Below are 23,739 nucleotides of genomic sequence, written 5' to 3' on the forward strand. Positions count from 1 at the left end.
GTTCACACCTTAGCCACGAGCGGGCGGCCCAGCAGGCCTTGCGGGCGGAAGATAAGGATCATCACCAGCAGCGAGAAGCTGAACACGTCCTTGTAGTCGGAGTTGATCAGGCCAGAGAACAGCGACTCGGAAATGCCCAGGATGATCCCGCCGAGCATGGCGCCAGGCAGCGAGCCGATACCACCGAGCACCGCGGCGGTGAACGCCTTGATGCCGATGATGAAGCCGGCGTAGAAGTCGAAGGTGCCGTAGTTCATGGTGATCAGCACGCCGGCCAGGGCGGCCATCACCGCACCGATGACGAATACGTAGGAGATCACCCGGTCGGTGTTGATGCCCAGGATCGAGGCCATCTTGCGGTCTTGCTGGGTGGCACGGCACATGCGGCCGAGCTTGGTGTACTTGATCACGTAGGTGAGCAGGCCCATGCCAACGAAGGCTGCCACCAGAATGAAAATCTTGGTGTAGGTCAGTTGCACGAAGCCGGTACCCACTTCGACACGCCAGGCGCCTTCCAGCAGGGTTGGCACGCCTTGCTGGCGGGCGCCCTGACTGATCTGCGCGTAGTTCTGCAGGATCAGCGAGATGCCGATGGCACTGATCAGCGGTGCCAGACGGGTGGAGTTGCGCAGGGGTTTGTAGGCGATGCGTTCGATGGTGAAGCCGTACACACCGGTGACGACGATGGTGAACAACAGGGTGCCCAGCATCAACAGGGGAAACGACTCGATACCGAAGTAAGCCAGCAATGCCAGGCTGATCGCCGCGAGGTACGCGGAAATCATATACACCTCGCCGTGCGCGAAGTTGATCATGCCGATAATGCCATAGACCATTGTGTAGCCGATGGCGATCAGGCCATAGACCGACCCGAGGGTCAGGCCGTTGACCAGTTGCTGCAGGAAAATACCATCCATAACGCAATCTCACCTGATTGAGATTGCACGAGCGCCGACCACGGCGGGCCTGGGACAGGCGGCCCTCGCAGCGCAGTACTGTGCAGATCTACGGATAAAGACAGGTACCGCTGGGCTTTGGCCCGGGGGCTGACGCGCCCGGGCCGTGGGCCGTTGTTATTTTTGTTTTTCCAGCTGGTGGTACTTGCCTTGGGCATCCCACTGGTAGACCACGTAGTCGGACACGGTCAGGTCACCCTTCGAGTCCCACTTTTTCTCGCCCATGACGGTCTGCACCGGGTTGGCCTTGAGCCACTTGGCAGCGTCCTCGCCCTTGTTCGACTTGGCGCCGTTGAACGCTGCAGCCAGGGCCTGCAGCGAGGCATAGGCGTACAGGGTATAGCCTTCAGGTTCGGTACCGGCCTTGCGGAACTCCTCCACCACCGCCTTGCTGTCCGGCAGCAGGCGCGGGTCGGCACCGAAGGTCATGTACACGCCATCGACGTACTGTGCGCCGCCGGCGGTGGACACCAGTTCATCGGTGACGATGCCGTCATCGGACATGAACTTGACGTCCTTCAGGCCCTGTTCGCGCAGCTGGCGCACCAGCGGGCCGGCTTCCGGGTGCAGGCCACCGAAGTAGACCACGTCGGCACCGGTGGAGCGGATCTTGGTGACCACGGCGCTGAAGTCCTTCTCGCCGCGGGTCAGGCCTTCGTACAGCACCGGCTTGACGCCGCGTTTCTCCAGCTGTGCCTTGGTCGCGTCGGCCAGGCCCTGGCCGTAGGTGTCCTTGTCGTGCAGTACCGCGACTTTCTTGCCCTTGAGCACGTCGACGATGTAGTCGCCGGCGACGATGCCCTGTTGGTCGTCACGGCCGCACATGCGGAACATGGCGCCCAGGCCGCGCTCGGTGACCTGTGGGTTGGTGGAACCTGGGGTGATGGCGATGACGCCAGCCTCGTCATATACCTCGGAGGCCGGGATGGTGTTGGAGGAACAGAAGTGGCCGACCACGCCGATCACCTTGTCCTGGTCGACCAGGCGGTTGGCCACGGCCACGGCCTGCTTCGGCTCGCAGGCGTCATCGCCCTTGACCAGGACGATTTTCTCGCCGTTCACGCCACCGGCGGCGTTGATCTTGTCGGCCGCTGCCTGCGCACCTTTCATGTACTGCTCGCCAAACGCTGCGTTAGCCCCGGTCATCGGGCCCGCTACACCGATCTTGACGTCGGCCTGAACATACGAAGAAACACCCAGTGCCGTAGCTACGGCCAGAGCCAGGAAACCTTTCTTGTAAAACGTCTGCGACATGAGGTGGTGCTCCTAGAGTTTTTTTGGTTGGCACTACAACTTCTCAGCCCAGTGCTCCGAGCAAGGGCCGTGCCATAGGTTTTGTCTTACGGGAAAACACACTGTGCAGGTTGCTGGCAGGCGACCGACGGCCTTTTCTTTATTGAGCGTGCAACCGTCTGCCACGCGGCGGGCGCCACCACACGTACAGACAAGGAGCAACCATCGAGTGCCATCATTGCAACCCTGGCAAGTGTTAACGTGCAACCGCCCTGTAACAGCGGACGTCACCGAACTGCACACAGCTGGTGCGCGACTGCTACAGGCGGCACCGTTTCAAGGCTAGCTGGTGCACGAAAAAACACCTCTGTTTTGGCAGTTCCGGCCCTATCGCCGGCAAGCCAGCTCCCACAGGAACACTGCAAATTCCGGCCCTGTGGGTTACTTGTGGGAGCTGGCTTGCCGGCGATAGGGCCGCAACAGGCACAACAAGGCCGAAAAGGCTGGCACAATGTCCGCCATTCGCCGCTTCCGGAGCCCCATTGATGAGCGAGAGCGCATTCGCCGAGCGCATCGTGCACAACCTGCTCGACACCGACTTCTACAAACTCACCATGATGCAGGGCGTACTGCACAACTACCCGGACGCCGACGTCGAATGGGAATTCCGCTGCCGCAACGGCGAGGACCTGCGCCCCTACCTCGGCGAGATCCGCAACCAGCTCGAACTGCTCAGCGACCTCACCCTGGATGACGGCCAGTTGGCCTTCCTGGAACGCATCAGCTTCCTCAAGCCTGACTTCCTGCGCTTTCTGCGCCTGTTCCGCTTCAACCTGCGCTACGTACGCCTGGGGATAGAAAACGGCCAGCTGTTCCTGCGCCTGAAAGGCCCGTGGCTGCATGTGATCCTGTTCGAAGTGCCGCTGCTGGCGATCATCAGTGAAGTGCGCAACCGCCACCTGCACCCGCGCATGCGCCTGGCCGAGGCCCGCGACCAGCTGTACCGCAAGTTCGACTGGCTGCGCGCGCATGCCAGCGACGATGAACTGGCCGAACTGCAGGTGGCCGACTTCGGCACCCGCCGACGCTTTTCCAGCCGCGTGCAGGAAGAAGTGGTGCGCGTGCTGCGCGACGATTTCCCGGGGCGCTTCGTCGGCACCAGCAACGTCGACCTGGCATGGAAACTGGATATCAAGCCTCTGGGCACCATGGCCCATGAATGGATCATGGCCCACCAGCAACTCGGCCCGCGACTGATCGATAGCCAGATCGCCGCGCTCGACTGCTGGGTGCGCGAGTATCGCGGCCTGCTTGGCATCGCCCTGACCGATTGCATCACCATGGATGCCTTCCTCGGCGATTTCGATCTGTACTTCGCCAAGCTGTTCGACGGCCTGCGCCACGACTCGGGCGAACCGGTGGCCTGGGCGGAAAAGGCCATTGCCCATTACCAGAAACTGGGTATCGACCCGATGACCAAGACCCTGGTTTTTTCCGACGGTCTCAACCTGACCCGCTCGCTGGAAATCTTCCGAGCCCTGCGCGGTCGCATCAACGTCAGCTTCGGCATCGGCACCAACCTGACCTGTGATATCCCAGGTGTGGCCCCGATGAGCATCGTGCTTAAAATGACCGACTGCAACGGCGCGCCGGTAGCGAAGATCTCGGACGAAGCCGCCAAGACCCAATGCCGCGACGAGAACTTCGTCGCCTACATGCGCCATGTATTCAAAGTCCCCAGCAAGGAGTAACCCATGCAAGCGGTTCAGCAAGAGATTGCCCAGGCGCTGAAGGTACAGCCGCCGTTCGCCGACGCCGCCGCGCTCGAGGCCGAAGTAGCCCGGCGCGTGGCGTTCATAAAGGATTGCCTGGCCAACGCCCGGCTCAAGACCCTGGTACTGGGCATCAGCGGCGGCGTCGACTCGCTGACCGCCGCACTGCTCGCCCAACGTGCCATCAACGAGCTGCGCGCCGAAACCGGCGACAAGGCCTACACCTTCATCGCCGTACGCCTGCCTTACCAGGTCCAGCATGACGAGCATGACGCCCAGGCGTGCCTGGAAGTGATCAAGGCCGACGAAGTGCACACTGTGGATATCGCCCCGGCAGTACGGGCGCTGGCGGCTGAAGTGGTGGAGTTGAAGAACGGCTCGCCGACGCTGGTGGACTTCGTGGTCGGCAACGTCAAGGCACGTACCCGCATGGTCGCCCAATACACCATCGCTGGTGCCCGCGCGGGCCTGGTGATCGGTACCGACCACGCCGCCGAGGCGGTGATGGGCTTCTTTACCAAGTTCGGTGATGGTGCCTGCGACCTGGCACCGCTGAGCGGGCTGGTGAAGAACCAGGTGCGGGCGATTGCGCGCAGCTTCGGTGCGCCGGAGTCACTGGTGGAAAAGGTGCCGACTGCAGACCTGGAAGACCTGGCGCCGGGCAAGCCGGACGAAGCCTCCCATGGCGTGACCTACCAGCAGATCGATGCCTTCCTGCATGGGCAGCCGGTTGATCAGGAAGCGTTCGATATCATCGTCGCTACCTACCGCAAGACCCAGCACAAGCGCGAACTGCCGTTCGCCCCTTGATCAGGCTGTAGAAAGACCTGTGGGAGCGGGTTCATCGGGGCGCCGAAACGCTCCCACAGGATTCACCGTCAGCCTTTGATTACTTAACGACGACCTTGCCCTTCATCATCGAGATGTGGCCCGGGAAGGTGCAGAAGAAGCTGTAGTCGCCACCGGCTTCCAGCTTGGTAGCGTCGAACTTCACCTCGGTCTCCTTCTCAGGAGCGCCAATCATCTTGGTGTGAGCGATGATCGCGGCGTTGTCAGCCTTGATGTAGTCCTTTTCCAGACCCTGGCTCATGCCTTCGGTAGCAATGCCCTGCATATCGGCAGTCTTGCTGATCACCAGGTTGTGGCCCATGACGTTCTTCGGCAGGTTGCCGGAGTGGGTCAGTTTGACGGTGAATTCCTTGCAGCTCTTGTCGACGGTGATTTCCTTGGTGTTGTAGGACATCTGGTCGGTGGAGTCGACAGTCACCGAGCACTCGGCTGCGAAGACAGAGGCGCTGGCGAGGGTCAGCAGGGATACCGCTACAGCTTTCGCAAACATCATGAATCTCCTTGGCAGGGTTTTATCAATTGCGAGACTGCCTGAAACCGTTCAGCCCCTTGCTGATATGGGTCAAGGGGCTGTCAAGAGGCCAGCCAGTAGAATTGTTCAATGGATTGTATACAACCAATTCAAGGGCACATCATGCCCTTTTATTGGACGATGGGACAACCTCTCATTTAGGAGCAATACGAAATGACCCTTGGAAGCCTGATGAACAGCGTGCTGGCGGCCTACGCCCATGGAGCCACCGGCGCCATCTGCGAATTCTCCCGGCCGGAGTGAAACCGGCCTTGGAACTGTAGGACATGGGCCTTACCCTGTCAGCCTGAGTGACTGGAGATGAGCAATGCCCGTACGTTCCGTTTGTGTGTTCTGCGGCGCCAGCATTGGTGCCAACCCCGCCTACCGTGAAGCGGCCATATCACTGGGCCAGGCGATTGCCCGTCGCGGCCTGACACTGGTCTATGGCGGCGGTGCAGTCGGCCTGATGGGCACCGTCGCCGACGCGGCCATGGCGGCCGGTGGCGAAGTGATCGGGATCATCCCAGAGAGCCTGATGAATGCCGAAATCGGCCACAAGGGCCTCAGCCGCCTGGAAGTGGTCGACGGCATGCACGCGCGCAAGGCACGCATGGCCGAGCTGAGCGATGCATTCATCGCCCTGCCCGGAGGGCTGGGTACGCTGGAGGAGTTGTTCGAGGTATGGACCTGGGGGCAATTGGGCTATCACGCCAAGCCGCTAGGGTTGCTGGATGTTAACGGCTTCTACGAGAAGCTGGGCGGGTTCCTCGACCATATCGTCGAAGAAGGCTTCGTGCGGCCGCAGCATCGGGCGATGTTGCTGCTCGGGCAGCAGCCGGATGAGCTGCTGGACGGCATGGACAAATTTGTCGCGCCGGTGGCGCCGAAGTGGGTCGACAGGAAGCCTGACTAAACCTGCAACAGGGGCTGCTTTGCAGCCCAATCGCCGGCAAGCCAGCTCCCACAAGTACAGTGCAAGCCTCGGGGTTTGTACAATTCCTGTGGGAGCTGGCTTGCCGGCGATTGGGCCGCAAAGCGGCCCCCGAAATCAGCGCGGGATCACTGGCTGACGCGGCTTCTTGTTGCCTTTGCCACCCTTGGCCGCTTCCTTGCGCTCCTTGGCCGCCTGCTGGTTACGCGCGAACGCTTCAGCCTTGGCTTTTTCACGCTTGTCCCACGGCTTGCTGCCATCACTGCCACGCGGCGGCAGGCCGGTGTGCTGGGTAAGGACCTTCTGCTCCTTGCCCACCTTGTGGCTACCCGCCGGGGTCGAGTTCTTGCGGCGTGCACTCTGGTAGGTATCGGTCTGCGGCTGGTGCAGCGGGATCAGCTGGTGCTTGCCCGGCCCGATCAGGTCGGCGCGGCCCATGCGCTGCAGCGCTTCACGCAGCATCGGCCAGCCCTTCGGGTCGTGGTAACGCAAGAACGCCTTGTGCAGACGGCGCTGCTCCTCGCTCTTGACGATCTCCACGCCTTCGCTCTTGTAGGTCACCTTGCGCAGCGGGTTCTTGCCCGAGTGGTACATGGCCGTGGCCGAGGCCATCGGCGACGGGTAGAACGCCTGCACCTGGTCGGCACGGAAGCCGTTGCCCTTCAGCCACAGGGCCAGGTTCATCATGTCTTCATCGGTGGTGCCCGGGTGCGCGGCAATGAAGTACGGGATCAGGTACTGTTCCTTGCCCGCCTCTTTCGAGAACTTCTCGAACATGCGCTTGAAGCGGTCATAGGTGCCGATACCCGGCTTCATCATCTTGTCCAGCGGGCCACGCTCGGTATGCTCCGGGGCAATCTTCAGGTAACCGCCGACGTGGTGGGTGACCAGCTCCTTGACGTACTCCGGCGACTCCACCGCCAGGTCGTAACGCAGGCCCGAGGCAATCAGGATCTTCTTCACACCCGGCAGGGCGCGAGCCTTGCGGTACAGTTCGATCAGCGAGCTGTGGTCGGTGTTGAGGTTTTCGCAGATGCCCGGGAACACGCAAGACGGCTTGCGGCAGTGCTTCTCGATGTCATGGCTCTTGCAGGCGATGCGGTACATGTTGGCAGTCGGGCCGCCAAGGTCGGAAACCACGCCGGTGAAGCCCGGCACCTTGTCACGCATCTCTTCGATTTCATGCAGGATCGACTCGTGCGAGCGGTTCTGGATGATGCGGCCTTCGTGCTCGGTGATCGAGCAGAAGGTGCAGCCACCGAAGCAGCCACGCATGATGTTCACCGAGAAGCGGATCATCTCGTAGGCCGGGATGCGTTCCTTGCCGTAGGCCGGGTGCGGCACACGGGCATAGGGCATGCCGAACACGTAGTCCATTTCCTCGGTGCTCATGGGGATGGGTGGCGGGTTGAACCACACATCCACTTCGCCATGCTTCTGCACCAGGGCGCGGGCGTTGCCCGGGTTGGTCTCCAGATGCAACACCCGGTTGGCATGGGCATAGAGTACCGGGTCGTTACGCACCTTCTCGAACGACGGCAGGCGGATCACCGACTTTTCCCGGGTCATGCTCGGGCTGTCGAGGATCTGCACGACCTTGGCTTCGTTCGGGTCCTCCTGGTCGCCCTTGGCCTGCTCGATGGCACAGGCCTGGGTGTCCTGAGTGTTCACGTACGGGTTGATGATCTTGTCGACGCGGCCCGGGCGGTCGATTCGGGTCGAATCGATCTCGTACCAGCCCTGAGGCGTGTCGCGACGCACGAAAGCAGTGCCGCGCACATCGGTGATGGTCTCGATCTTCTCGCCGTTGGACAGGCGCTGGGCCACCTCGACCACCGCGCGTTCGGCGTTGCCGAATAGCAGGATGTCGGCGCTGGCGTCGATCAGGATCGAGTGGCGGACCTTGTCCTGCCAGTAGTCGTAATGGGCGATGCGGCGCAGCGAAGCCTCGATGCCGCCGAGCACGATCGGCACGTGCTTGTAGGCTTCCTTGCAACGCTGGCTGTACACCAGGCTGGCGCGGTCCGGGCGCCTGCCGGCAAGGCCACCAGGGGTATAGGCGTCGTCGGAACGGATTTTCTTGTCCGCGGTATAGCGGTTGATCATCGAGTCCATGTTGCCCGCAGCCACGCCGAAGAACAGGTTCGGCTCGCCGAGTTTCATGAAGTCGTCTTTCGACTGCCAGTTCGGCTGGGCAATGATGCCCACGCGGAAGCCCTGGGCCTCCAGCAGGCGGCCGATGATGGCCATGCCGAACGACGGGTGGTCGACGTAGGCATCACCGGTCACGATGATGATGTCGCAGGAATCCCAGCCGAGCAGATCCATCTCCTCCCTGCTCATCGGCAGGAAAGGTGCTGGCCCGAAGCATTCGGCCCAGTACTTGGGATAGTCGTAGAGTGGTTTGGCTGCTTGCATGTCAGTGACCGGTTCTGGTGTGCAGGGAAATCGCGGGCGCGGAATATAGCACAAATTTTGACCAAATCCGACGATGGTTGTCGGATTCATGGGTTGCCTGTACCGGTCTCATCGCCGGCAAGCAAACGCCTCCAGGACCTCCACCGGCCTCAAGGCAGTGGTCTCCTGTGGGAACTGGCTTGCCGGCGATGAGGCCGGTGGCTTATTCGTCGTCGTCGAAGTTGTACATGCCCGGCGCAAGGTTCTCGAAGCGGGTGTACTTGCCGATGAACGCCAGGCGCACGAAGCCGATGGGGCCGTTACGCTGTTTACCGATGATGATTTCCGCCACGCCCTTGTGCTCGGTCTCGGGGTGGTACACCTCGTCCCGGTACACGAACATGATCACGTCGGCGTCCTGCTCGATCGCACCAGATTCACGCAAGTCGGAGTTCACAGGGCGCTTGTTCGGGCGCTGTTCCAGGGAGCGGTTCAGCTGCGACAGGGCGATGACCGGGCAGTTGAACTCCTTGGCCAGGGCCTTGAGCGAGCGGGAGATCTCGGAAATCTCGTTGGTCCGGTTGTCACCGGCCGAACCCGGAATCTGCATCAGCTGCAGGTAGTCGACCATGATCATGGCGATTTCGCCGTGCTCACGGGCCAGGCGGCGGGTACGCGCACGCATTTCCGAGGGGCTGATTCCGGCGGTATCGTCGATGAACAGCTTGCGGTCGTTGAGCAGGTTCACCGCCGAGGTCAGGCGCGGCCAGTCGTCGTCGTCCAGCTGGCCGGAACGCACCTTGGTCTGGTCGATACGGCCCAGGGACGAGAGCATACGCATGATCAGCGATTCACCTGGCATCTCGAGGGAGAACACCAGCACCGCCTTGTCGGTACGCAGTACGGCGTTTTCCACCAGGTTCATGGCGAAGGTGGTCTTGCCCATCGACGGTCGGCCGGCGACGATGATCAGGTCGGCTGGCTGCAGGCCGCTGGTCTTCTCGTCGAGGTCGGTAAAGCCTGTGGATACGCCGGTGATGTCGCTGTCGGAGTTGAACAGCGTGTCGATGCGGTCGATGGCCATGGTCAACAGTTCGTTGACCCCCACCGGGCCGCCGGTCTTCGGCCGCGCCTCGGCGATCTGGAAGATCTGCCGCTCGGCGTCGTCGAGAATCTCTTCGGCGTTGCGCCCTTGGGGGTTGAACGCGTTGTCGGCGATATCGGTACTGATGCTGATCAGCTGACGCAGGGTGGCGCGCTCGCGAATGATCGCGGCGTAGGCCTTGATGTTGGCTACCGACGGGGTGTTCTTGGCCAACTCTGCCAAGTACGCCAAGCCACCGACTTGCGAAGAAAGGCCTTCCTTGTCCAACTGCTCGTGAAGGGTCACCACGTCGAATGGCTGGTTGGCGTCGGCCAACTTGTGCACGGCACGGAAAATCAGGCGGTGGTCATGCCGGTAGAAGTCGCCATCCGACACCTGGTCCAGTACCCGCTCCCAGGCGTTGTTGTCCAGCATCAGGCCACCGAGCACGGCCTGTTCGGCCTCGATGGAATGCGGCGGCACCTTCAGGGCTGCAGTTTGCAGGTCAAGCTGTTCGGAGGTGGTGATCTCGTTCATGGCCACGAAAGAATTCTGGAGGATGAAAAAGACAAAGGGCACGGCCTGTCGAAAACAGGACCGTGCCCGATGTTAACCGCCTGACCCACAAGGAGCCAGCCAGTCAGCGCAGCTTAGGCAGCTACGACGACCACGCGTACGGTGGCTTCAACGTCGCTGTGCAGGTGCACGGCTACGTCGTATTCGCCAACCTGACGGATGGTGCCGTTCGGCAGACGAACTTCAGCCTTGGCCACTTCAACGCCGGAGGCGGTCAGGGCGTCAGCGATGTCGTGGGTGCCGATCGAACCGAACAGCTTGCCTTCGTCGCCAGCGGTGGCAGTGATGGTCACTTCCAGCTCGGCCAGTTGGGCAGCGCGGCTTTCAGCCGAAGCTTTCTTGTCAGCAGCTGCTTTTTCCAGCTCGGCGCGACGCTCTTCGAACGCAGCCAGGTTGGCGGCGTTGGCAACGGTGGCCTTGCCGAATGGCAGCAGGAAGTTACGGCCGTAACCAGCCTTAACCTTTACTTTGTCGCCCAGGTTGCCCAGGTTAGCGACTTTTTCCAGCAGGATCAGTTCCATTTGGTAAAACCTCTTAACTTTTAACCTTCACCGTTCGCGGAGTCATTCCCCTTGGGGGACTTGCGACCGCGAAAATCAATCAGGCTGTCGACAATGGCCAAAACCACCAGCAACGGATAAATCAGCTGCATGATCAGCGGCAACGTCACGTACATGCCCACCAGCCAGAAACCGGCCAGTCGCCCCTGTGCCACCAGCCCGTGCATCAAGGCGATGCCGGCCAGCACCAGTACCAGGCTCGAGGCCGATGCCAGGACGATGAACTGCGGCCCGATGAACGGGGCCACCACCATCACTGCCACCAAGACCGCCATGGTCTGTTTCGGCAACTTCAGGGCGCGAAACTCGCGACCGAAGCCTCCAGGGTTGTACAACGCTGCCTGCCAGTAGCGCGCCAGCACCAGGGCCAGCACACTGAACAATTGCACCGTCACTGCTGTGGAAGCGACCAGCACAGGGCGGATCAGCTCACCGGAGAGCACCGGCTGCCCCTCGATTTTCGGCATGGCTTCGGCAAACGCCTTGGCCAGCACATCGAAGGTTTGCGCCAACGCCAGATCGAGCACGAGGCTGAAAGCCACGGCGAACACGGCACTGACCAGCAACACCCGGCTCCAGGGATGCTCGGCGCGCAACAGCGCAGCCAAGCCCAGGGCACCAGCGATCACCAGAAAGGTGATGGGATCGCCCATGACCCACACGGCCAGCCCGGCCAGCAGGCCGCCGGCGATGACCGTTGTAGCATCCTTGAACCCACGCCGCAGCAGCACAAGGCTGCCGGCAGCGGCACTCAACCAGAACAGCAGCGGCAGTACCGCGCTGATGACCACCACCAGGGTGGCCTGCACACGACCGCGCATGATGAAACTTGCTAACGCTCGCATGCTAATCCCTTACTGCTTGTCGACGACCCGGTCTCAGCGGCCGTGGCTGTCGGTGTAGGGCAGCAGGGCCAGGAAGCGGGCGCGCTTGATAGCGGTAGCCAGCTGACGCTGATAACGAGCTTTGGTACCGGTGATACGGCTTGGAACGATCTTGCCGGTTTCGGATACGTAAGCTTTCAGGGTGTTGAGATCTTTGAAGTCGATCTCTTTCACGTCTTCAGCAGTGAAGCGGCAGAATTTACGACGACGGAAGAAACGTGCCATTTAATAGGCTCCTCTAAAGGTCCGTGGATTACTCGTCAGCGTTATCGCTGGAGTCGCTGTCATTGCTGTCGTCGCCGTCGGCGGATTCAGCATGCTCAGGACGCTCACGACGCTCACGGCGCTCGCTGCGGTTTTCTTCAGCCTTCAGCATCTCGGACTGGCCGGTAACGGCTTCGTCGCGACGGATGACCAGGTTACGGATAACGGCATCGTTGTAGCGGAAGTTGTCTTCCAGCTCGGCCAGGGCCTTGCCGGTGCACTCAACGTTCAGCATCACGTAGTGAGCCTTGTGAACATTGTTGATTGCGTAGGCCAGTTGACGACGGCCCCAGTCTTCCAGGCGGTGGATCTTGCCACCATCTTCTTCGATCAGCTTGGTGTAACGCTCAACCATGCCGCCGACTTGCTCGCTCTGGTCCGGGTGAACCAGGAAGATGATTTCGTAATGACGCATGAATGCTCCTTACGGGTTAGTAGTCTGCCAGCGAATCTGGTCAGACAAGGAGTGAATGACACTGTATGTCTTGCACGGAGGGGAGGCACATGAGCGCCTGCCAGCTCGGCAAGGGGCGCAATTGTAGAGAAGGCGAGGCGTACAAGCAAGGTGATTGGTGAATATTTGAACAGCCGGAAGCACTTTATTCCTGCACTGGCCCTATCGCCGGCAAGCCAGCGCCCACAGGTGCTGAACCCTGTGGCGCACCTGTGGGAGCTGGCTTGCCGGCGATAGGGCCGGTACAGGCCGAAGATCAGCGCTTGGCCTGACGCTGACGCACAGCCTCGAACAGGCACACGCCCGTCGCCACCGACACGTTCAGGCTGCTGACACTACCGCCCATCGGCAACTTCACCAGGAAATCGCAATGTTCGCGTGTCAGCCGGCGCATGCCCTTGCCTTCCGCGCCCATGATCATCACCAGCGGCCCGGTCAGGTCCTGCTGGTAGATTTCCTGCTCGGCCTCGCCGGCGGTACCTACCACCCACAGGCCACGCTGCTGCAGTTTTTCCAGGGTGCGCGCCAGGTTGGTCACAGCCACCAGCGGGATCACCTCCGCAGCGCCACAGGCCACCTTGCGCACGACCGGCGTCAGGGTTGCGGACTTGTCCTTTGGCACCACCACTGCCGTGGCACCGGCGGCATCGGCGGTACGCAGGCAGGCGCCAAGGTTGTGCGGGTCGGTGACACCGTCCAGCACCAGGATCAGCGGTGGTGTTTCGGTGCGCTCGAGCAACTCCTCGAGCATCAACTCGCCCCAGACCTGGCTCGGGCTCACCTCGGCGACCACACCCTGATGCACGCCCTCTACCCAGGCGTCCATCTCACGGCGTTCGGCCTGGCCGACCGCCACGCGATGTTCCGCGGCCAGCGCCAGCAGCGCCTGCAAGCGAGGCTCGCTGCGCCCTTCCGACAGCCAGATCTGCTTGACCCGCTTCGGATGGTGCTGCAGCAATGCCTGCACGGCGTGCACGCCGTAGATCTTTTCCAGCTGACTCATGACTTGCTCTTGCTCTTGCGTGGCGCGCCGGACTTCGACGGGCCTTTACGGTGCTTGGTCGGCTTGCCGGAAGCCTTGCCACCCTTGTCCGACTTGCTGCTGGCATGGCCGCCACTGCGCGCCTCGCTCATCAGCGCCTTCTTCATTTCGCGGCTCTTGCGCACTTCGGCGTTACGCTGCACGGCGTCTTTCGGGAAGTACGCCTCGGCGGTCTCGCTCTTGCGGCTGCGCGGCTTCGGCGTGGCCTTGGCCTCGACCGGGGCTTGCTCGGCGTGGCTGGCAGCCGGTGCGGCGCCACGCTGCTTGCGGCCGATCGGGGCGGCGAGGGTCTTTTCCGACACCTCGAAGTCGATCTTGCGCTCGTCCAGATCGACGCGCATGACCTTGACCTCGATCGTGTCGCCCAGGCGGAAGCTGCGACCGGTACGCTCGCCAGACAGGCGGTGATGCACCGGATCGAAGTGGTAGTAGTCGCCCGGCAGTGCACTGACGTGCACCAGACCTTCTACGTAGATGTCGGTCAGCTCGACGAACAGGCCGAAGCCGGTCACAGCGGTGATCACACCCGGGAAGGTCTCGCCCACGCGGTCCTTCATGAATTCGCACTTGAGCCAGTTGACCACGTCACGGGTGGCTTCATCGGCCCGACGCTCGGTCATCGAGCACTGCTCGCCGAGCTGCTCGAGGGTGTTTTCGTCGTACGGGTAGATACGCGCCTTGGGGATGCTCATGGCGCCAGCACGCTTTACGTGCGGGGTATCTACCTTGGAGCGGATGATGCTGCGGATGGCGCGGTGCACCAGCAGGTCCGGGTAACGACGGATCGGCGAGGTGAAGTGGGTATAAGCCTCGTAGTTCAGGCCGAAGTGGCCGTTGTTCTCGGTGCTGTACACCGCCTGGCTCAGCGAACGCAGCATCACGGTCTGGATCAGGTGGAAGTCCGGGCGCCCGGCGATGCTCGCAAGCAGTGCCTGGTAGTCTTTCGGCGACGGGTCCTTGCCCTTGTGCAGGCTCAGGCCCAGTTCGCCCAGGAACGCGCGCAGCTTTTCCAGGCGCTCCGGCGGCGGGCCGTCGTGCACGCGGTACAGGGCCGGCACACCATGCTTCTGCAGGAATTCGGCGGTGGCCACGTTGGCCGCCAGCATGCATTCCTCGATCAGCTTGTGGGCGTCGTTGCGCACGGTCGGGCGAATTTCCGCGATCTTGCGCTCGTCACCAAAGATGATGCGGGTTTCCTGGGTCTCGAAGTCGATCGCGCCGCGTGTGTGACGGGCCTCCAGCAGCACCTTGTACAGGTTGTACAGGTTCTTCAGGTCCGGGACGACTGCCTTGTACTCCTCGCGCAGCGCCTTGCCCTCACGGGTACGGGAATGCTCGAGCATGCTGCTGACCTTGTTATAGGTCAGGCGGGCGTGGGAGTGGATGACGCCTTCGTAGAACTGGTAGTCGACCATCTGGCCGGCTTTGTTCATGGTCATTTCGCAGACCATGGCCAGGCGATCGACATGCGGGTTCAGCGAGCACAGGCCGTTGGACAGCTCTTCGGGGAGCATAGGCACCACACGCTCGGGGAAGTACACCGAGTTGCCGCGCTGCTGGGCCTCGACGTCCAGGGCCGAACCCAGGCGCACGTAGCTGGACACGTCGGCAATGGCCACATACAGGCGCCAGCCACCGGAGAACAGGCGCAGCTTGCCCAACGGCTCGCAATAGACAGCATCGTCGAAGTCGCGGGCGTCCTCGCCGTCAATGGTGACGAACGGCAGGTGGCGCAGGTCGACGCGCTTTTCCTTGTCCTTCTCTTCGACTTCAGAGCGGAACTTGCGCGCTTCCTTGATCACGTCTTTGGGCCAAACGTGCGGGATATCGTAGCTGCGCAGGGCAACGTCGATTTCCATGCCCGGCGCCATATAGTTGCCGATGACCTCTACCACATCGCCTTGCGGCTGGAAGCGCGGGGTGGGCCAGTGGGTGATCTTGATCTCGACGAACTGGCCGATCTTGGCACCGCCGTTGCGCCCGGCGGTGACCAGCACTTCCTGCTGGATCTTCGGGTTGTCCGGGGTCACGTAGCCGATGCCGCCTTCTTCGAAGTAACGGCCGACCACACTTTCATGGGCACGGGAGATGATTTCGACCAGCACGCCTTCGCGGCGACCACGGCGGTCGACGCCAGAAATCCGGGCCAGGCCGCGGTCGCCGTCGAACACCAGGCGCATCTGCGACGGGCTGAGGAACAGGTCTTCGCTGCCATCGTCCGGAATAAGGAAGCCGAAGCCATCGCGGTGACCGGAAACGCGGCCGCAGATCAGGTCCAGCTTGTCTACCGGGGCATAGGTGCCGCGCCGGGTATAGATAAGCTGGCCATCGCGCTCCATGGCGCGCAGGCGGCGGCGCAGTGCTTCGATCTGGTCTTCGTCGTAAAGACCGAACTCGGCCGCCAGCTCCTCGCGTGCGGCCGGTTCGCCACGGTCGGCGAGGCGCTGCAGGATCAGCTCACGGCTGGGAATGGGGTTGTCGTATTTTTCCGCTTCGCGAGCGGCCTCGGGATCGAGGGATTGCCAATCGGCCATCAGAAGGGGTTCACCTTGGGGTATATAGATATGAATTCTGGCATAGGCGTATTGAAACCGGAAATGTCAGCCTTGGACAGCCCTACCGGCGTCTCCGGCGAGAAGGAATAGGCCTGCGGAATCAACAAGTTGAATTTTTTGAAATTTTTTTTGCTCGGGGGGTTTACAGCCCCCCGGACCGTCCGTATAGTGCGCACCACAACGACGGACAACCCCGAAGTTGTAGTAGAGATGAGCGGCGCTGTAAAGCATCAAGTAATCTCGAATGTGTGCCCAGGTGGCGGAATTGGTAGACGCGCTGGTTTCAGGTATCAGTGGCTTAACGGCCGTGGAAGTTCGAGTCTTCTCCTGGGCACCAAATATTTTCAAGTAACAGATGACCAAGGATCTGTTACTACTGTGTGAAAGCGAACGATAGTCGCCTTCTCCAGACGATGTAAAGCTTTGCCCAGGTGGCGGAATTGGTAGACGCGCTGGTTTCAGGTATCAGTGACTTAACGGTCGTGGAAGTTCGAGTCTTCTCCTGGGCACCATACAAAAACCCACTAGCTTGCTAGTGGGTTTTTTCTTGCCTGCGATTTTTGTATCCCTCCTCTTTCGGTCATAGGTACAGACCTGTGCCGGCCTCTTCGCGGCTAAAGCCGCTCCCACCGGTATTTCACTCCCCTCAAGACCTGTGATGCACCTGTGGGAGCGGGTTTACCCGCGAAGAGGCCGGCACAGCCAACACACCTTCAGACTCTTGCACCATGGTCTGACCATGAATTTCTCGTCACCCAGCCACTTGAGAAACGATTTCGTTTACCATTGTTTCCAAATATGTAGCCGTAAGCGAGGAAGTACCCGCATGACGATCCGCCCGCAACCGCTGATGCGTACCTTGGCCGCCGCCGTGCTGAGCCTGGCCATCGGCGCTCCGGCCGCCATGGCAGACGCACCGGTCACCCTGACCATGTACAACGGTCAGCACAAGGAAATCGGCGAGGCCATCGCCAAGGCCTACGAGGCCAAGACCAGCATCCACATAAATATTCGCAAGGGCAGCAGCAACCAGCTGGCCAGCCAGATCATCGAGGAAGGCGAACGCTCGCCGGCCGACATCATCTATACCGAAGAGTCCCCGCCCCTGAACAACCTGGGCGAACTGGGCCTGCTGGCAAAGATCGACGACGCCACCGCGAACATGATGCCCAAGGAGTACGTTGGCACCAACGGCACCTGGATGGGCATTACCGCCCGTACGCGTATCGTCGTGTTCAACCCGAAGAAGGTCGACGAGAAAGACCTGCCGACCACAGTGATGGACTTCGCCAACCCCGAGTGGGAAGGTCGCGTCGGCTATGTACCCACCAGCGGCGCCTTCCAGGAGCAGGCCGTGGCCATCCTGAAGATGCACGGGCGAGAAGCCACCGAAGAATGGCTGACCGGCCTGAAGGCATTCGGCAAGACCTACACCAACAACATGGTCGCCCTCAAAGCCGTGGAAAAGGGCGAAGTCGCTGCGGTACTGGTGAACAACTATTACTGGTATGCGCTTGAGCGCGAGCGCGGCAAGCTGGACACCAAGCTCTACTACCTGGCCGATGGCGATGCCGGCAACCTGGTCACCATTTCCGGCGCAGCCGTGGTCAAGGCCAGCAAGCACCCGAAGGAAGCCCAGGCCCTGCTCAACTGGATGGCCAGCGAAGAAGGCCAGCGCGTGATCACCCAGACCACCGCCGAGTACCCGCTGCACAAAGGCATGGTCTCCGACCGTGGCCTGAAGCCGTTCGAAGACCTGCGCCCGCCGAAGATCTCACCAGCCGACCTGGGCAATGCAGAGGAAGCGATCGAGCTTGAGCGCGAGGTCGGCCTGCTCTGATGACTGCCGCCCTGTCCGAGCCGGTGCCAGTACGCTTCGTACCGCGCCGCAAGCGCCCCTCCGTCTGGGTGGTGCTGCCTGTGCTGTTCCTGGTAGCGATGAGCTTGCTGCCTTTGCTGTACGTTGCCATGAAAGCCTGGGAGGCCGGCTGGCGAGAAGCCATGCACCTGCTGTGGCGGCCGTTTGTCTGGGGGCTGATGCGCAACACCCTGATGCTGATGGTCGGGGTGACGCTGACCTGCATGGTGGTCGGCCTGGCCCTGGCTTGGCTGCTGGAGCGCAGCAATCTGGCCGGCCGTCGGCTATGGGGAGTGGTGCTATGCCTGCCGTTTGCCGTGCCGTCGTTCGTCAGCAGCTTCACCTGGGTGTCGCTGAGTTCTGACTTCGAAGGGCTGGGCGGAGCGATCATGGTCATGGCCCTGTCCAAGTACCCGCTGGTGTTCCTGCCGGTGGCCGCAACCCTGCGCAACCTCGATACCTCGCTGGAGGAATCGGCACGTACGCTGGGTTGCAGCCGCTGGGAAGTATTCATCAAGGTCACCCTGCCGCTGCTGTGGCCATCGATGCTGGGCGGCGCGCTGCTGATCGCCCTGCACATGCTGGTGGAGTTCGGCGCCCTGTCGATCCTCGGCCTGCAAACCTTCACCACGGCTATCTACCAGCAGTTCGAACTGGAGTTCAGCAATGCCAATGCGGCCATGCTGTCCGCCGTACTGTTGGCGATGTGCCTCTTGATGCTGTGGCTTGAACTGCGGGTACGTGGCAAGGCCCGCCATGTGCGCATCGGCCAGGGCGTGGCGCGTCGGGCGCAACCAGTGCGGCTACGTGGCTGGGCTGTGCTGGCGCAACTGTTCTGCGTGGGCCTGGCGGTGCTGGGCAGCGGTATTCCGCTGGCCATGCTCGGCTACTGGCTGAGCGTGGGTTCATCGGCGGCATTCCCGGTGGCAGCCATTTCCAAGGCGTTGTTCACCTCGCTGTCGGTGTCGCTGGGTGGTGCCGGTTTCTGCGTGCTGATGGCCCTGCCTATCAGCTTCCTGGTGGTGCGCTACAAGGGCCGCCTGGCAATCTGGGCCGAGCGCCTGCCATACCTTTTGCATGCCCTGCCCGGCCTGGTGATTGCCCTGACCCTGGTGTTCTTCGCCCTGCATTACGTGCCGGCGCTATACCAGACCACAGCACTGTTGCTGCTGGCCTATGCGCTGCTGTTCCTGCCGCTGGCGCAGTCGCCGGTGCGCACCGCGCTGAACAAGGCTTCACCTACACTGGAGGAAGCGGCGCGGACCTTGGGCGCGGGCAGCTTTGCCGCGTTCTGCCGGGTGACCCTGCCGATCATCTTCCCAGCCATGGCTGCAGCATTTGCCCTGGTGTTCCTGGATGCCATGAAGGAACTGACAGCTACCTTGCTGCTCAGCCCGACCGGAATGACCACCCTGGCCACCGAGGTGTGGGCGCACACGGCCAACGTCGAGTTCGCGGCGGCAGCGCCTTATGCGGCGTTGCTGATCGTGGTGTCGGGGCTGCCCGTATACCTGCTGACTACGCGGATGTATCTGAACAAGGCATAACCTTCTTCGCCGGCTTGCCGGCGATGAAGCCATCAGATGTTTCGCAGCATGCGCCGCACAATCGGCCCATGCGCCTTGCCGACAGGCAGCATGTAGAGGCGGCCGAAGCGGTTGAAGCACTGTACCGAGGTGGTCACGCTCAAACGCTGCTGGCCATCCCTCGGCTCATCCAGATCCATGCTCACCATCACCGCCAGGTGCGTGTCACGCGAGGTCAGGACCAATTGATGGTCGCTGATTGCCTCGACCAGGAAAAAGTCCAGATGCTCACCCACTACCGGCAAACGTTCGGGGCTGCGCGATGAGAAACCGTGGATAGCAGTGACATTGAAGCGGCGCGAGATGAAATCGCGCAGGCGAAAGGCTTTGGCCAGCCAGCCTGGGACTTCCGAAGTCATGGTGCAGTAGGCCTGGAGAGCGGTCATGGGCGCGTTGACATGCACGCTGTCGCAATGGAGAAAATCCAGGGCGGCCGGGGCGGCGACCAGTTGAGCTGACATGAACAACTCCGTTTGCCATGTGTCGTTGCCATCTTAGCAACACTGCACCGCCAAAACTCGATGGCCTTGCACAATTGCAGAAGCTTGCACTTGCCCTGTGGGAGCGGGTTAACCCGCGAACACCGGCGGAGCCGGTGCCATGCCGCGTCGTCTTCTTCACGGGTGAACCCGCTCCCACAGGGATTGCGATTCGCTTGCGAATTTCTATGCCCTGAATTGGCCCAGGCTGGCACGCAGCTGTGCGGCCAGGTCATCCAGCACCTTGCTGCTTGCGGTGGTCTGCATCACCACCTCGGCCGAGCGTTCGGCCTGGGCGTGTATGGTTTCCACCCGCCCACGCACCGCCTGCGCCCCACTCGCCTGCTGCTCGGCCGCCCGGGTGGCCAGGCCGATGGCTGCGTGCACCTGCTCCACCGCTGCCTGCACCGACTGTTGGCGGCGCTCGTTGTCACGCAACACCAGCAGCCCTTCGCTGGCCTTGAGACCGGCCTGGCTGATGGTGGCCACGGCCTCCTTGGCCCCCTTCTGCAGCGCGGCGATGTGCGCCTGGATATCTCCCGTAGAACTTTGCGTCTTGCTCGCCAGCGCCCGCACCTCATCGGCCACCACGGCAAACCCGCGCCCGGTTTCGCCAGCACGGGCGGCTTCGATGGCCGCGTTCAGGGCCAGCAGGTTGGTCTGTTCGGCGATGCCGTGGATAACGGTCAGCACCACTTCGATCTGCTCGCTCTGCTTGGCCAGGCGCTCGATCACCTGGGAGCCGGCCTCCACCTGCCCGGCCAGGTTCTCGATCAAACCGGCGAGCTGAGTCGAGGTACGGCTGTTCTCGTCAGTAGCCTGGCGGATATCCACCACCTGCTGCAGGGCTGCCTGCATGGCATGGCTTTCAGCCTGGGCCTCATCGGCCATGCTCGACAGATCGCGCAGGCTGGCCGCCACTTCATCGCGTTGCAGTGCAGCGGCAGCATCGGCGCCGGCATTGCGCTGGGCCATCGCGCCAATCTCCACGCCGGTGCGCTGCGCCACCTCGCCCGCCTCGCGCACGATGGGTTGCAGCTTGTCGACAAAGCGGTTAACCGCCGAAGCCATGTCGCCAATTTCGTCGCGGCTGTCGAGGGGCACGCGCTTGGTCAGGTCGCCTTCGCCAGCCGCCAGGTCGTCGAGCGCGGCAATCAGCAGGCGCAGCTTGCTCAGCACCCGGCGACCAAGCACCACGGCCACCACCACCAGCACACCCAGGCCGACCAGCATCAGGCCCAGCCCGATGCGCCAGCGCAGTTCGGCAGCAGCATCACGCACAGTCTGTGCGGTATTGGCCTGCATCGCGGCTGCGCTGCCCTGCGCCTTTTCCAGGCGCTCGCGCAAGGTCTTGCCACTGTCGGCAGCAGCACCGACCAGACTGTCGCCGACCAGTTGCTCGCCGCTGGCGATCAGTGCGGCGAAGCGCTGGTCCAGGGCCTTTAGCTCCTGATCGATACCGGCGGTGGAAACGCCCATCACCACCTTGCCGATTTCTGCACCATTGGGGTTGATCGAGGCCTCGACGAAGTACACCGCCGGGTCGCGCCGGGCCGCGTCGATCACCTTGTCCAGCGCACGCTCGCCCTTGCCCTTGTCCATCAATGCCTGGTTGATCGGGTTTTGCCGGTTCAGGTAGCGGGTCAGGTGCTGGCCCTGGGCGTCGTCGTAGACCACGAACAGCACGTTGGGGTTGCGCTGGGCACGCCGGGCGAAGTCAGAGAGCACCGGCACATCGTTGTCCCAGATCGCCCGCGGTGCGACCGACGCCAGCAGCTCGGCCATATCGTTGGCGGAGTCCTTGAGGTTCTTTTCCAGCGTGCTGCGCAGTTGCTGTTGCTCGCTTTGCAGGCGCGCCGACAAACCTGCGCTCAGCCGCTGGCGGGTGCTGCTAGAGAGGCTGTCGAGGCCTGAGCGCACGTCTTGCCCGGCTTGCTCCAGCTCGCTGGCGAGCTGCCGGCTGTCATTGCCCAGGCGTTCACCCAAGTCGGCCTCCAAGGCGGTGACCGTGCTTCGGGTAAGCGCAACGGCGACCAGCACCTGCACCAAAAGAGCGATACCAAGGGCAACAAACACAGGCCGCAAAAGGCGGCTTCGTAACAGTGAGAGGATGGCAGACACGGTGTAACCCTCGTGTTTTCTGGCGCCACTATTTTGATGGCATCTTCAGAAACTTCTTACAGCAAGGGTTGTGCCGAGGGCAGCAGGGATAAACGCCAAGGTTCAGCAATGGGTTTTCCTGTACTGGCCTCTTCGCGGGCTTGCCCGCTCCCACAGGTACTCCACATGTCTTGAGGCCTGTGGTGTACCTGTGGGAGCTGGCTTGCCGGCGAGAGGGCCGGGACAGGCATACCCCACAAATGAAAACGCCGCAGCCCCTTTCAGGGCCACGGCGTCAGATCAGCCTGGAAGGCAGATCAGGCGAACGGATGACGCAGCACGATAGTCTCGTTGCGGTCCGGACCGGTGGAGATGATGTCGATCGGCGCGCCGATCAGCTCTTCGATGCGCTTGATGTAGGCGCGAGCGTTGGCTGGCAGTTCTTCCAGGGCTTTCACGCCCAGGGTCGACTCGCTCCAGCCTGGCATTTCTTCGTACACCGGCTCCAGGCCGATGTAGCTGTCGGCGTCGGAAGGCGCGTCGATGACGGCACCGTTCTCGTTCTTGTAGCCAACGCAGATGTTGATGGTTTCCAGGCCATCCAGGACGTCCAGCTTGGTCAGGCAGATGCCCGAGATGCTGTTGACGTCGATGGCCCGACGCAGGATCACGGCATCGAACCAGCCGCAACGGCGCGCACGGCCGGTGGTGGAGCCGAACTCATGGCCACGCTTGGCCAGGGTAGCGCCAGTCTCGTCGAACAGTTCGGTCGGGAACGGACCGGAACCTACACGAGTGGTGTAGGCCTTGGTGATACCCAGGATGTAGTCCAGGTACATCGGGCCAACGCCAGAACCGGTGGAGATACCGCCAGCGGTGGTGTTGGAGCTGGTGACGTACGGGTAAGTGCCGTGGTCGATGTCCAGCAGCGAGCCCTGGGCACCTTCGAACATGATGTCCTTGCCGGCGCGACGCAGGTTGTGCAGCTCGGCGGTGACGTCGAGCATCATCGGCTTGAGCTGCTCGGCGTAGGCCATGCATTCGTCCAGGGTCTGCTGGAAGTCGATGGCCGGCTCTTTGTAATAGTTCACCAGCTGGAAGTTGTGGTAATCCAGCAGCTCACCCAGCTTGGCGGCGAAACGCTCGCGGTGGAACAGGTCACCCACGCGCAGGCCGCGGCGTGCGACCTTGTCTTCGTAAGCTGGGCCGATACCACGACCAGTGGTGCCGATCTTGGCTTCGCCACGAGCTTTTTCGCGGGCCTGGTCCAGGGCAACGTGGTACGACAGGATCAGCGGCGCAGCCGGGCTGATGCGCAGGCGCTCGCGCACCGGTACGCCCTTCTCTTCCAGCTTGGTGATTTCACGCATCAGGGCATCCGGGGCAACGACCACGCCGTTGCCGATCAGGCACTGTACGCCTTCACGCAGGATGCCGGACGGAATCAGGTGCAGAACGGTCTTTTCACCGTTGATCACCAGGGTGTGACCCGCGTTGTGGCCACCCTGGTAGCGCACTACGGCGGCAGCATGTTCGGTCAGCAGATCGACGATCTTGCCTTTGCCCTCATCACCCCACTGGGTGCCCAGGACGACGACATTCTTACCCATTACATTGGTCCTCATTCACGCAAACTTGGTTGCCG

At 62.0% G+C, this 23,739-nt stretch carries 19 protein-coding genes, 2 tRNA genes and 1 pseudogene; 7 read left to right on the forward strand and 15 right to left on the reverse strand.

Features of this window, described 5'->3' with window-relative positions; translation table 11 throughout:
• Nucleotides 1–2: 2 nt before the first annotated feature.
• Together CAF92_RS05730 and CAF92_RS05735 are read right to left on the reverse strand one after the other, a co-directional pair.
• Complete coding sequence (locus CAF92_RS05730; RefSeq protein WP_013974411.1) at nucleotides 3–917, reverse strand: branched-chain amino acid ABC transporter permease; 915 nt, start codon at nucleotides 915–917, stop codon at nucleotides 3–5.
• A 156-nt stretch (nucleotides 918–1,073) separates the two neighbouring features.
• Nucleotides 1,074–2,210, reverse strand: coding sequence for a branched-chain amino acid ABC transporter substrate-binding protein (locus tag CAF92_RS05735; RefSeq protein WP_015271988.1), 1,137 nt, complete (start codon nucleotides 2,208–2,210; stop codon nucleotides 1,074–1,076).
• Between the two features lie 524 nt (nucleotides 2,211–2,734).
• Between CAF92_RS05735 and pncB the strand changes: the two genes are divergently transcribed.
• Complete coding sequence (gene pncB / locus CAF92_RS05740; RefSeq protein WP_046613299.1) at nucleotides 2,735–3,940, forward strand: nicotinate phosphoribosyltransferase; 1,206 nt, start codon at nucleotides 2,735–2,737, stop codon at nucleotides 3,938–3,940.
• 3 nt (nucleotides 3,941–3,943) lie between these two features.
• Nucleotides 3,944–4,771, forward strand: coding sequence for an ammonia-dependent NAD(+) synthetase (gene nadE / locus CAF92_RS05745; RefSeq protein WP_013974414.1), 828 nt, complete (start codon nucleotides 3,944–3,946; stop codon nucleotides 4,769–4,771).
• A gap of 79 nt (nucleotides 4,772–4,850) precedes the next feature.
• Here the strand turns inward: nadE and azu are convergent, their stop codons facing one another.
• A complete protein-coding gene (azu, locus tag CAF92_RS05750; RefSeq protein ID WP_015271990.1) occupies nucleotides 4,851–5,300 on the reverse strand; it encodes an azurin in 450 nt (149 codons plus the stop codon).
• 349 nt (nucleotides 5,301–5,649) lie between these two features.
• On the opposite strand from azu, the gene CAF92_RS05755 reads away from it, so the two are divergent.
• Nucleotides 5,650–6,237, forward strand: coding sequence for a TIGR00730 family Rossman fold protein (locus CAF92_RS05755; RefSeq protein WP_085599708.1), 588 nt, complete (start codon nucleotides 5,650–5,652; stop codon nucleotides 6,235–6,237).
• A 135-nt stretch (nucleotides 6,238–6,372) separates the two neighbouring features.
• Here the strand turns inward: CAF92_RS05755 and CAF92_RS05760 are convergent, their stop codons facing one another.
• The 8 genes from CAF92_RS05760 to rnr form a co-directional block, all read right to left on the reverse strand.
• Nucleotides 6,373–8,673 (reverse strand): YgiQ family radical SAM protein, encoded by a 2,301-nt coding sequence (locus CAF92_RS05760; protein WP_046613306.1) that lies wholly within the window; start codon nucleotides 8,671–8,673, stop codon nucleotides 6,373–6,375.
• A 202-nt stretch (nucleotides 8,674–8,875) separates the two neighbouring features.
• Nucleotides 8,876–10,273: a replicative DNA helicase gene (gene dnaB, locus CAF92_RS05765; RefSeq protein WP_015271992.1), complete on the reverse strand. Its 1,398-nt coding sequence runs from the start codon at nucleotides 10,271–10,273 to the stop codon at nucleotides 8,876–8,878.
• 113 nt (nucleotides 10,274–10,386) lie between these two features.
• Nucleotides 10,387–10,833, reverse strand: coding sequence for a 50S ribosomal protein L9 (rplI, locus tag CAF92_RS05770; RefSeq protein ID WP_003249568.1), 447 nt, complete (start codon nucleotides 10,831–10,833; stop codon nucleotides 10,387–10,389).
• Between the two features lie 20 nt (nucleotides 10,834–10,853).
• Nucleotides 10,854–11,717 (reverse strand): hypothetical protein, encoded by an 864-nt coding sequence (locus CAF92_RS05775; RefSeq protein WP_003259010.1) that lies wholly within the window; start codon nucleotides 11,715–11,717, stop codon nucleotides 10,854–10,856.
• A gap of 33 nt (nucleotides 11,718–11,750) precedes the next feature.
• On the reverse strand, nucleotides 11,751–11,981 hold the full coding sequence (gene rpsR, locus CAF92_RS05780) for a 30S ribosomal protein S18 (protein WP_003249563.1): 231 nt from the start codon (nucleotides 11,979–11,981) through the stop codon (nucleotides 11,751–11,753).
• A gap of 28 nt (nucleotides 11,982–12,009) precedes the next feature.
• Nucleotides 12,010–12,435 (reverse strand): 30S ribosomal protein S6, encoded by a 426-nt coding sequence (rpsF, locus tag CAF92_RS05785; protein ID WP_013974420.1) that lies wholly within the window; start codon nucleotides 12,433–12,435, stop codon nucleotides 12,010–12,012.
• A 295-nt stretch (nucleotides 12,436–12,730) separates the two neighbouring features.
• Nucleotides 12,731–13,477: a 23S rRNA (guanosine(2251)-2'-O)-methyltransferase RlmB gene (gene rlmB, locus CAF92_RS05790; protein ID WP_046613310.1), complete on the reverse strand. Its 747-nt coding sequence runs from the start codon at nucleotides 13,475–13,477 to the stop codon at nucleotides 12,731–12,733.
• Nucleotides 13,474–16,050, reverse strand: a complete 2,577-nt coding sequence (rnr, locus tag CAF92_RS05795; protein ID WP_085599710.1) for a ribonuclease R — start codon at nucleotides 16,048–16,050, stop codon at nucleotides 13,474–13,476. The genes rlmB and rnr overlap by 4 nt, the downstream gene beginning before the upstream one ends.
• A gap of 271 nt (nucleotides 16,051–16,321) precedes the next feature.
• Between rnr and CAF92_RS05800 the strand changes: the two genes are divergently transcribed.
• The 4 genes from CAF92_RS05800 (at nucleotide 16,322) to CAF92_RS05815 (ending at nucleotide 19,476) form a co-directional block, all read left to right on the forward strand.
• A tRNA-Leu gene (locus CAF92_RS05800) sits at nucleotides 16,322–16,408 on the forward strand.
• Between the two features lie 88 nt (nucleotides 16,409–16,496).
• Nucleotides 16,497–16,583 (forward strand) — tRNA-Leu (locus CAF92_RS05805).
• A 314-nt stretch (nucleotides 16,584–16,897) separates the two neighbouring features.
• Nucleotides 16,898–17,911: an extracellular solute-binding protein gene (locus CAF92_RS05810; protein ID WP_085599712.1), complete on the forward strand. Its 1,014-nt coding sequence runs from the start codon at nucleotides 16,898–16,900 to the stop codon at nucleotides 17,909–17,911.
• Nucleotides 17,911–19,476: an iron ABC transporter permease gene (locus tag CAF92_RS05815; protein ID WP_085599714.1), complete on the forward strand. Its 1,566-nt coding sequence runs from the start codon at nucleotides 17,911–17,913 to the stop codon at nucleotides 19,474–19,476. The genes CAF92_RS05810 and CAF92_RS05815 overlap by 1 nt, the downstream gene beginning before the upstream one ends.
• A 32-nt stretch (nucleotides 19,477–19,508) precedes the next feature.
• On the opposite strand, the gene CAF92_RS05820 is transcribed toward CAF92_RS05815, so the two are convergent.
• From CAF92_RS05820 to CAF92_RS05835, 4 genes and pseudogenes are all read right to left on the reverse strand, one after another.
• Nucleotides 19,509–19,976, reverse strand: a complete 468-nt coding sequence (locus CAF92_RS05820) for a DUF2867 domain-containing protein (protein WP_085599715.1) — start codon at nucleotides 19,974–19,976, stop codon at nucleotides 19,509–19,511.
• Nucleotides 19,977–20,180: 204 nt separating this feature from the next.
• Complete coding sequence (locus CAF92_RS27780; RefSeq protein ID WP_371034222.1) at nucleotides 20,181–21,065, reverse strand: methyl-accepting chemotaxis protein; 885 nt, start codon at nucleotides 21,063–21,065, stop codon at nucleotides 20,181–20,183.
• A gap of 21 nt (nucleotides 21,066–21,086) precedes the next feature.
• Nucleotides 21,087–21,779, reverse strand: a pseudogene (locus CAF92_RS27785) (methyl-accepting chemotaxis protein); the annotation flags it as partial.
• Between the two features lie 632 nt (nucleotides 21,780–22,411).
• A complete protein-coding gene (locus CAF92_RS05835; RefSeq protein ID WP_046613320.1) occupies nucleotides 22,412–23,704 on the reverse strand; it encodes an adenylosuccinate synthase in 1,293 nt (430 codons plus the stop codon).
• Nucleotides 23,705–23,739: the final 35 nt, after the last annotated feature.

Origin of the sequence: Pseudomonas sp. B10(2017) (assembly GCF_002113295.1) — a bacterium.
Taxonomy (GTDB): Bacteria; Pseudomonadota; Gammaproteobacteria; order Pseudomonadales; family Pseudomonadaceae; genus Aquipseudomonas; species Aquipseudomonas pudica.

Bases quoted from the DNA above. Each gene is read 5' to 3' on its own strand.
- CAF92_RS05730 (WP_013974411.1), bottom strand. From the start codon at position 917: ATGGATGGTATTTTCCTGCAGCAACTGGTCAACGGCCTGACCCTCGGG.
- CAF92_RS05735 (WP_015271988.1), bottom strand. From the start codon at position 2,210: ATGTCGCAGACGTTTTACAAGAAAGGTTTCCTGGCTCTGGCCGTAGCT.
- pncB (WP_046613299.1), top strand. From the start codon at position 2,735: ATGAGCGAGAGCGCATTCGCCGAGCGCATCGTGCACAACCTGCTCGAC.
- nadE (WP_013974414.1), top strand. From the start codon at position 3,944: ATGCAAGCGGTTCAGCAAGAGATTGCCCAGGCGCTGAAGGTACAGCCG.
- azu (WP_015271990.1), bottom strand. From the start codon at position 5,300: ATGTTTGCGAAAGCTGTAGCGGTATCCCTGCTGACCCTCGCCAGCGCC.
- CAF92_RS05755 (WP_085599708.1), top strand. From the start codon at position 5,650: ATGCCCGTACGTTCCGTTTGTGTGTTCTGCGGCGCCAGCATTGGTGCC.
- CAF92_RS05760 (WP_046613306.1), bottom strand. From the start codon at position 8,673: ATGCAAGCAGCCAAACCACTCTACGACTATCCCAAGTACTGGGCCGAA.
- dnaB (WP_015271992.1), bottom strand. From the start codon at position 10,273: ATGAACGAGATCACCACCTCCGAACAGCTTGACCTGCAAACTGCAGCC.
- rplI (WP_003249568.1), bottom strand. From the start codon at position 10,833: ATGGAACTGATCCTGCTGGAAAAAGTCGCTAACCTGGGCAACCTGGGC.
- CAF92_RS05775 (WP_003259010.1), bottom strand. From the start codon at position 11,717: ATGCGAGCGTTAGCAAGTTTCATCATGCGCGGTCGTGTGCAGGCCACC.
- rpsR (WP_003249563.1), bottom strand. From the start codon at position 11,981: ATGGCACGTTTCTTCCGTCGTCGTAAATTCTGCCGCTTCACTGCTGAA.
- rpsF (WP_013974420.1), bottom strand. From the start codon at position 12,435: ATGCGTCATTACGAAATCATCTTCCTGGTTCACCCGGACCAGAGCGAG.
- rlmB (WP_046613310.1), bottom strand. From the start codon at position 13,477: ATGAGTCAGCTGGAAAAGATCTACGGCGTGCACGCCGTGCAGGCATTG.
- rnr (WP_085599710.1), bottom strand. From the start codon at position 16,050: ATGGCCGATTGGCAATCCCTCGATCCCGAGGCCGCTCGCGAAGCGGAA.
- CAF92_RS05810 (WP_085599712.1), top strand. From the start codon at position 16,898: ATGACGATCCGCCCGCAACCGCTGATGCGTACCTTGGCCGCCGCCGTG.
- CAF92_RS05815 (WP_085599714.1), top strand. From the start codon at position 17,911: ATGACTGCCGCCCTGTCCGAGCCGGTGCCAGTACGCTTCGTACCGCGC.
- CAF92_RS05820 (WP_085599715.1), bottom strand. From the start codon at position 19,976: ATGTCAGCTCAACTGGTCGCCGCCCCGGCCGCCCTGGATTTTCTCCAT.
- CAF92_RS27780 (WP_371034222.1), bottom strand. From the start codon at position 21,065: ATGGCTTCGGCGGTTAACCGCTTTGTCGACAAGCTGCAACCCATCGTG.
- CAF92_RS05835 (WP_046613320.1), bottom strand. From the start codon at position 23,704: ATGGGTAAGAATGTCGTCGTCCTGGGCACCCAGTGGGGTGATGAGGGC.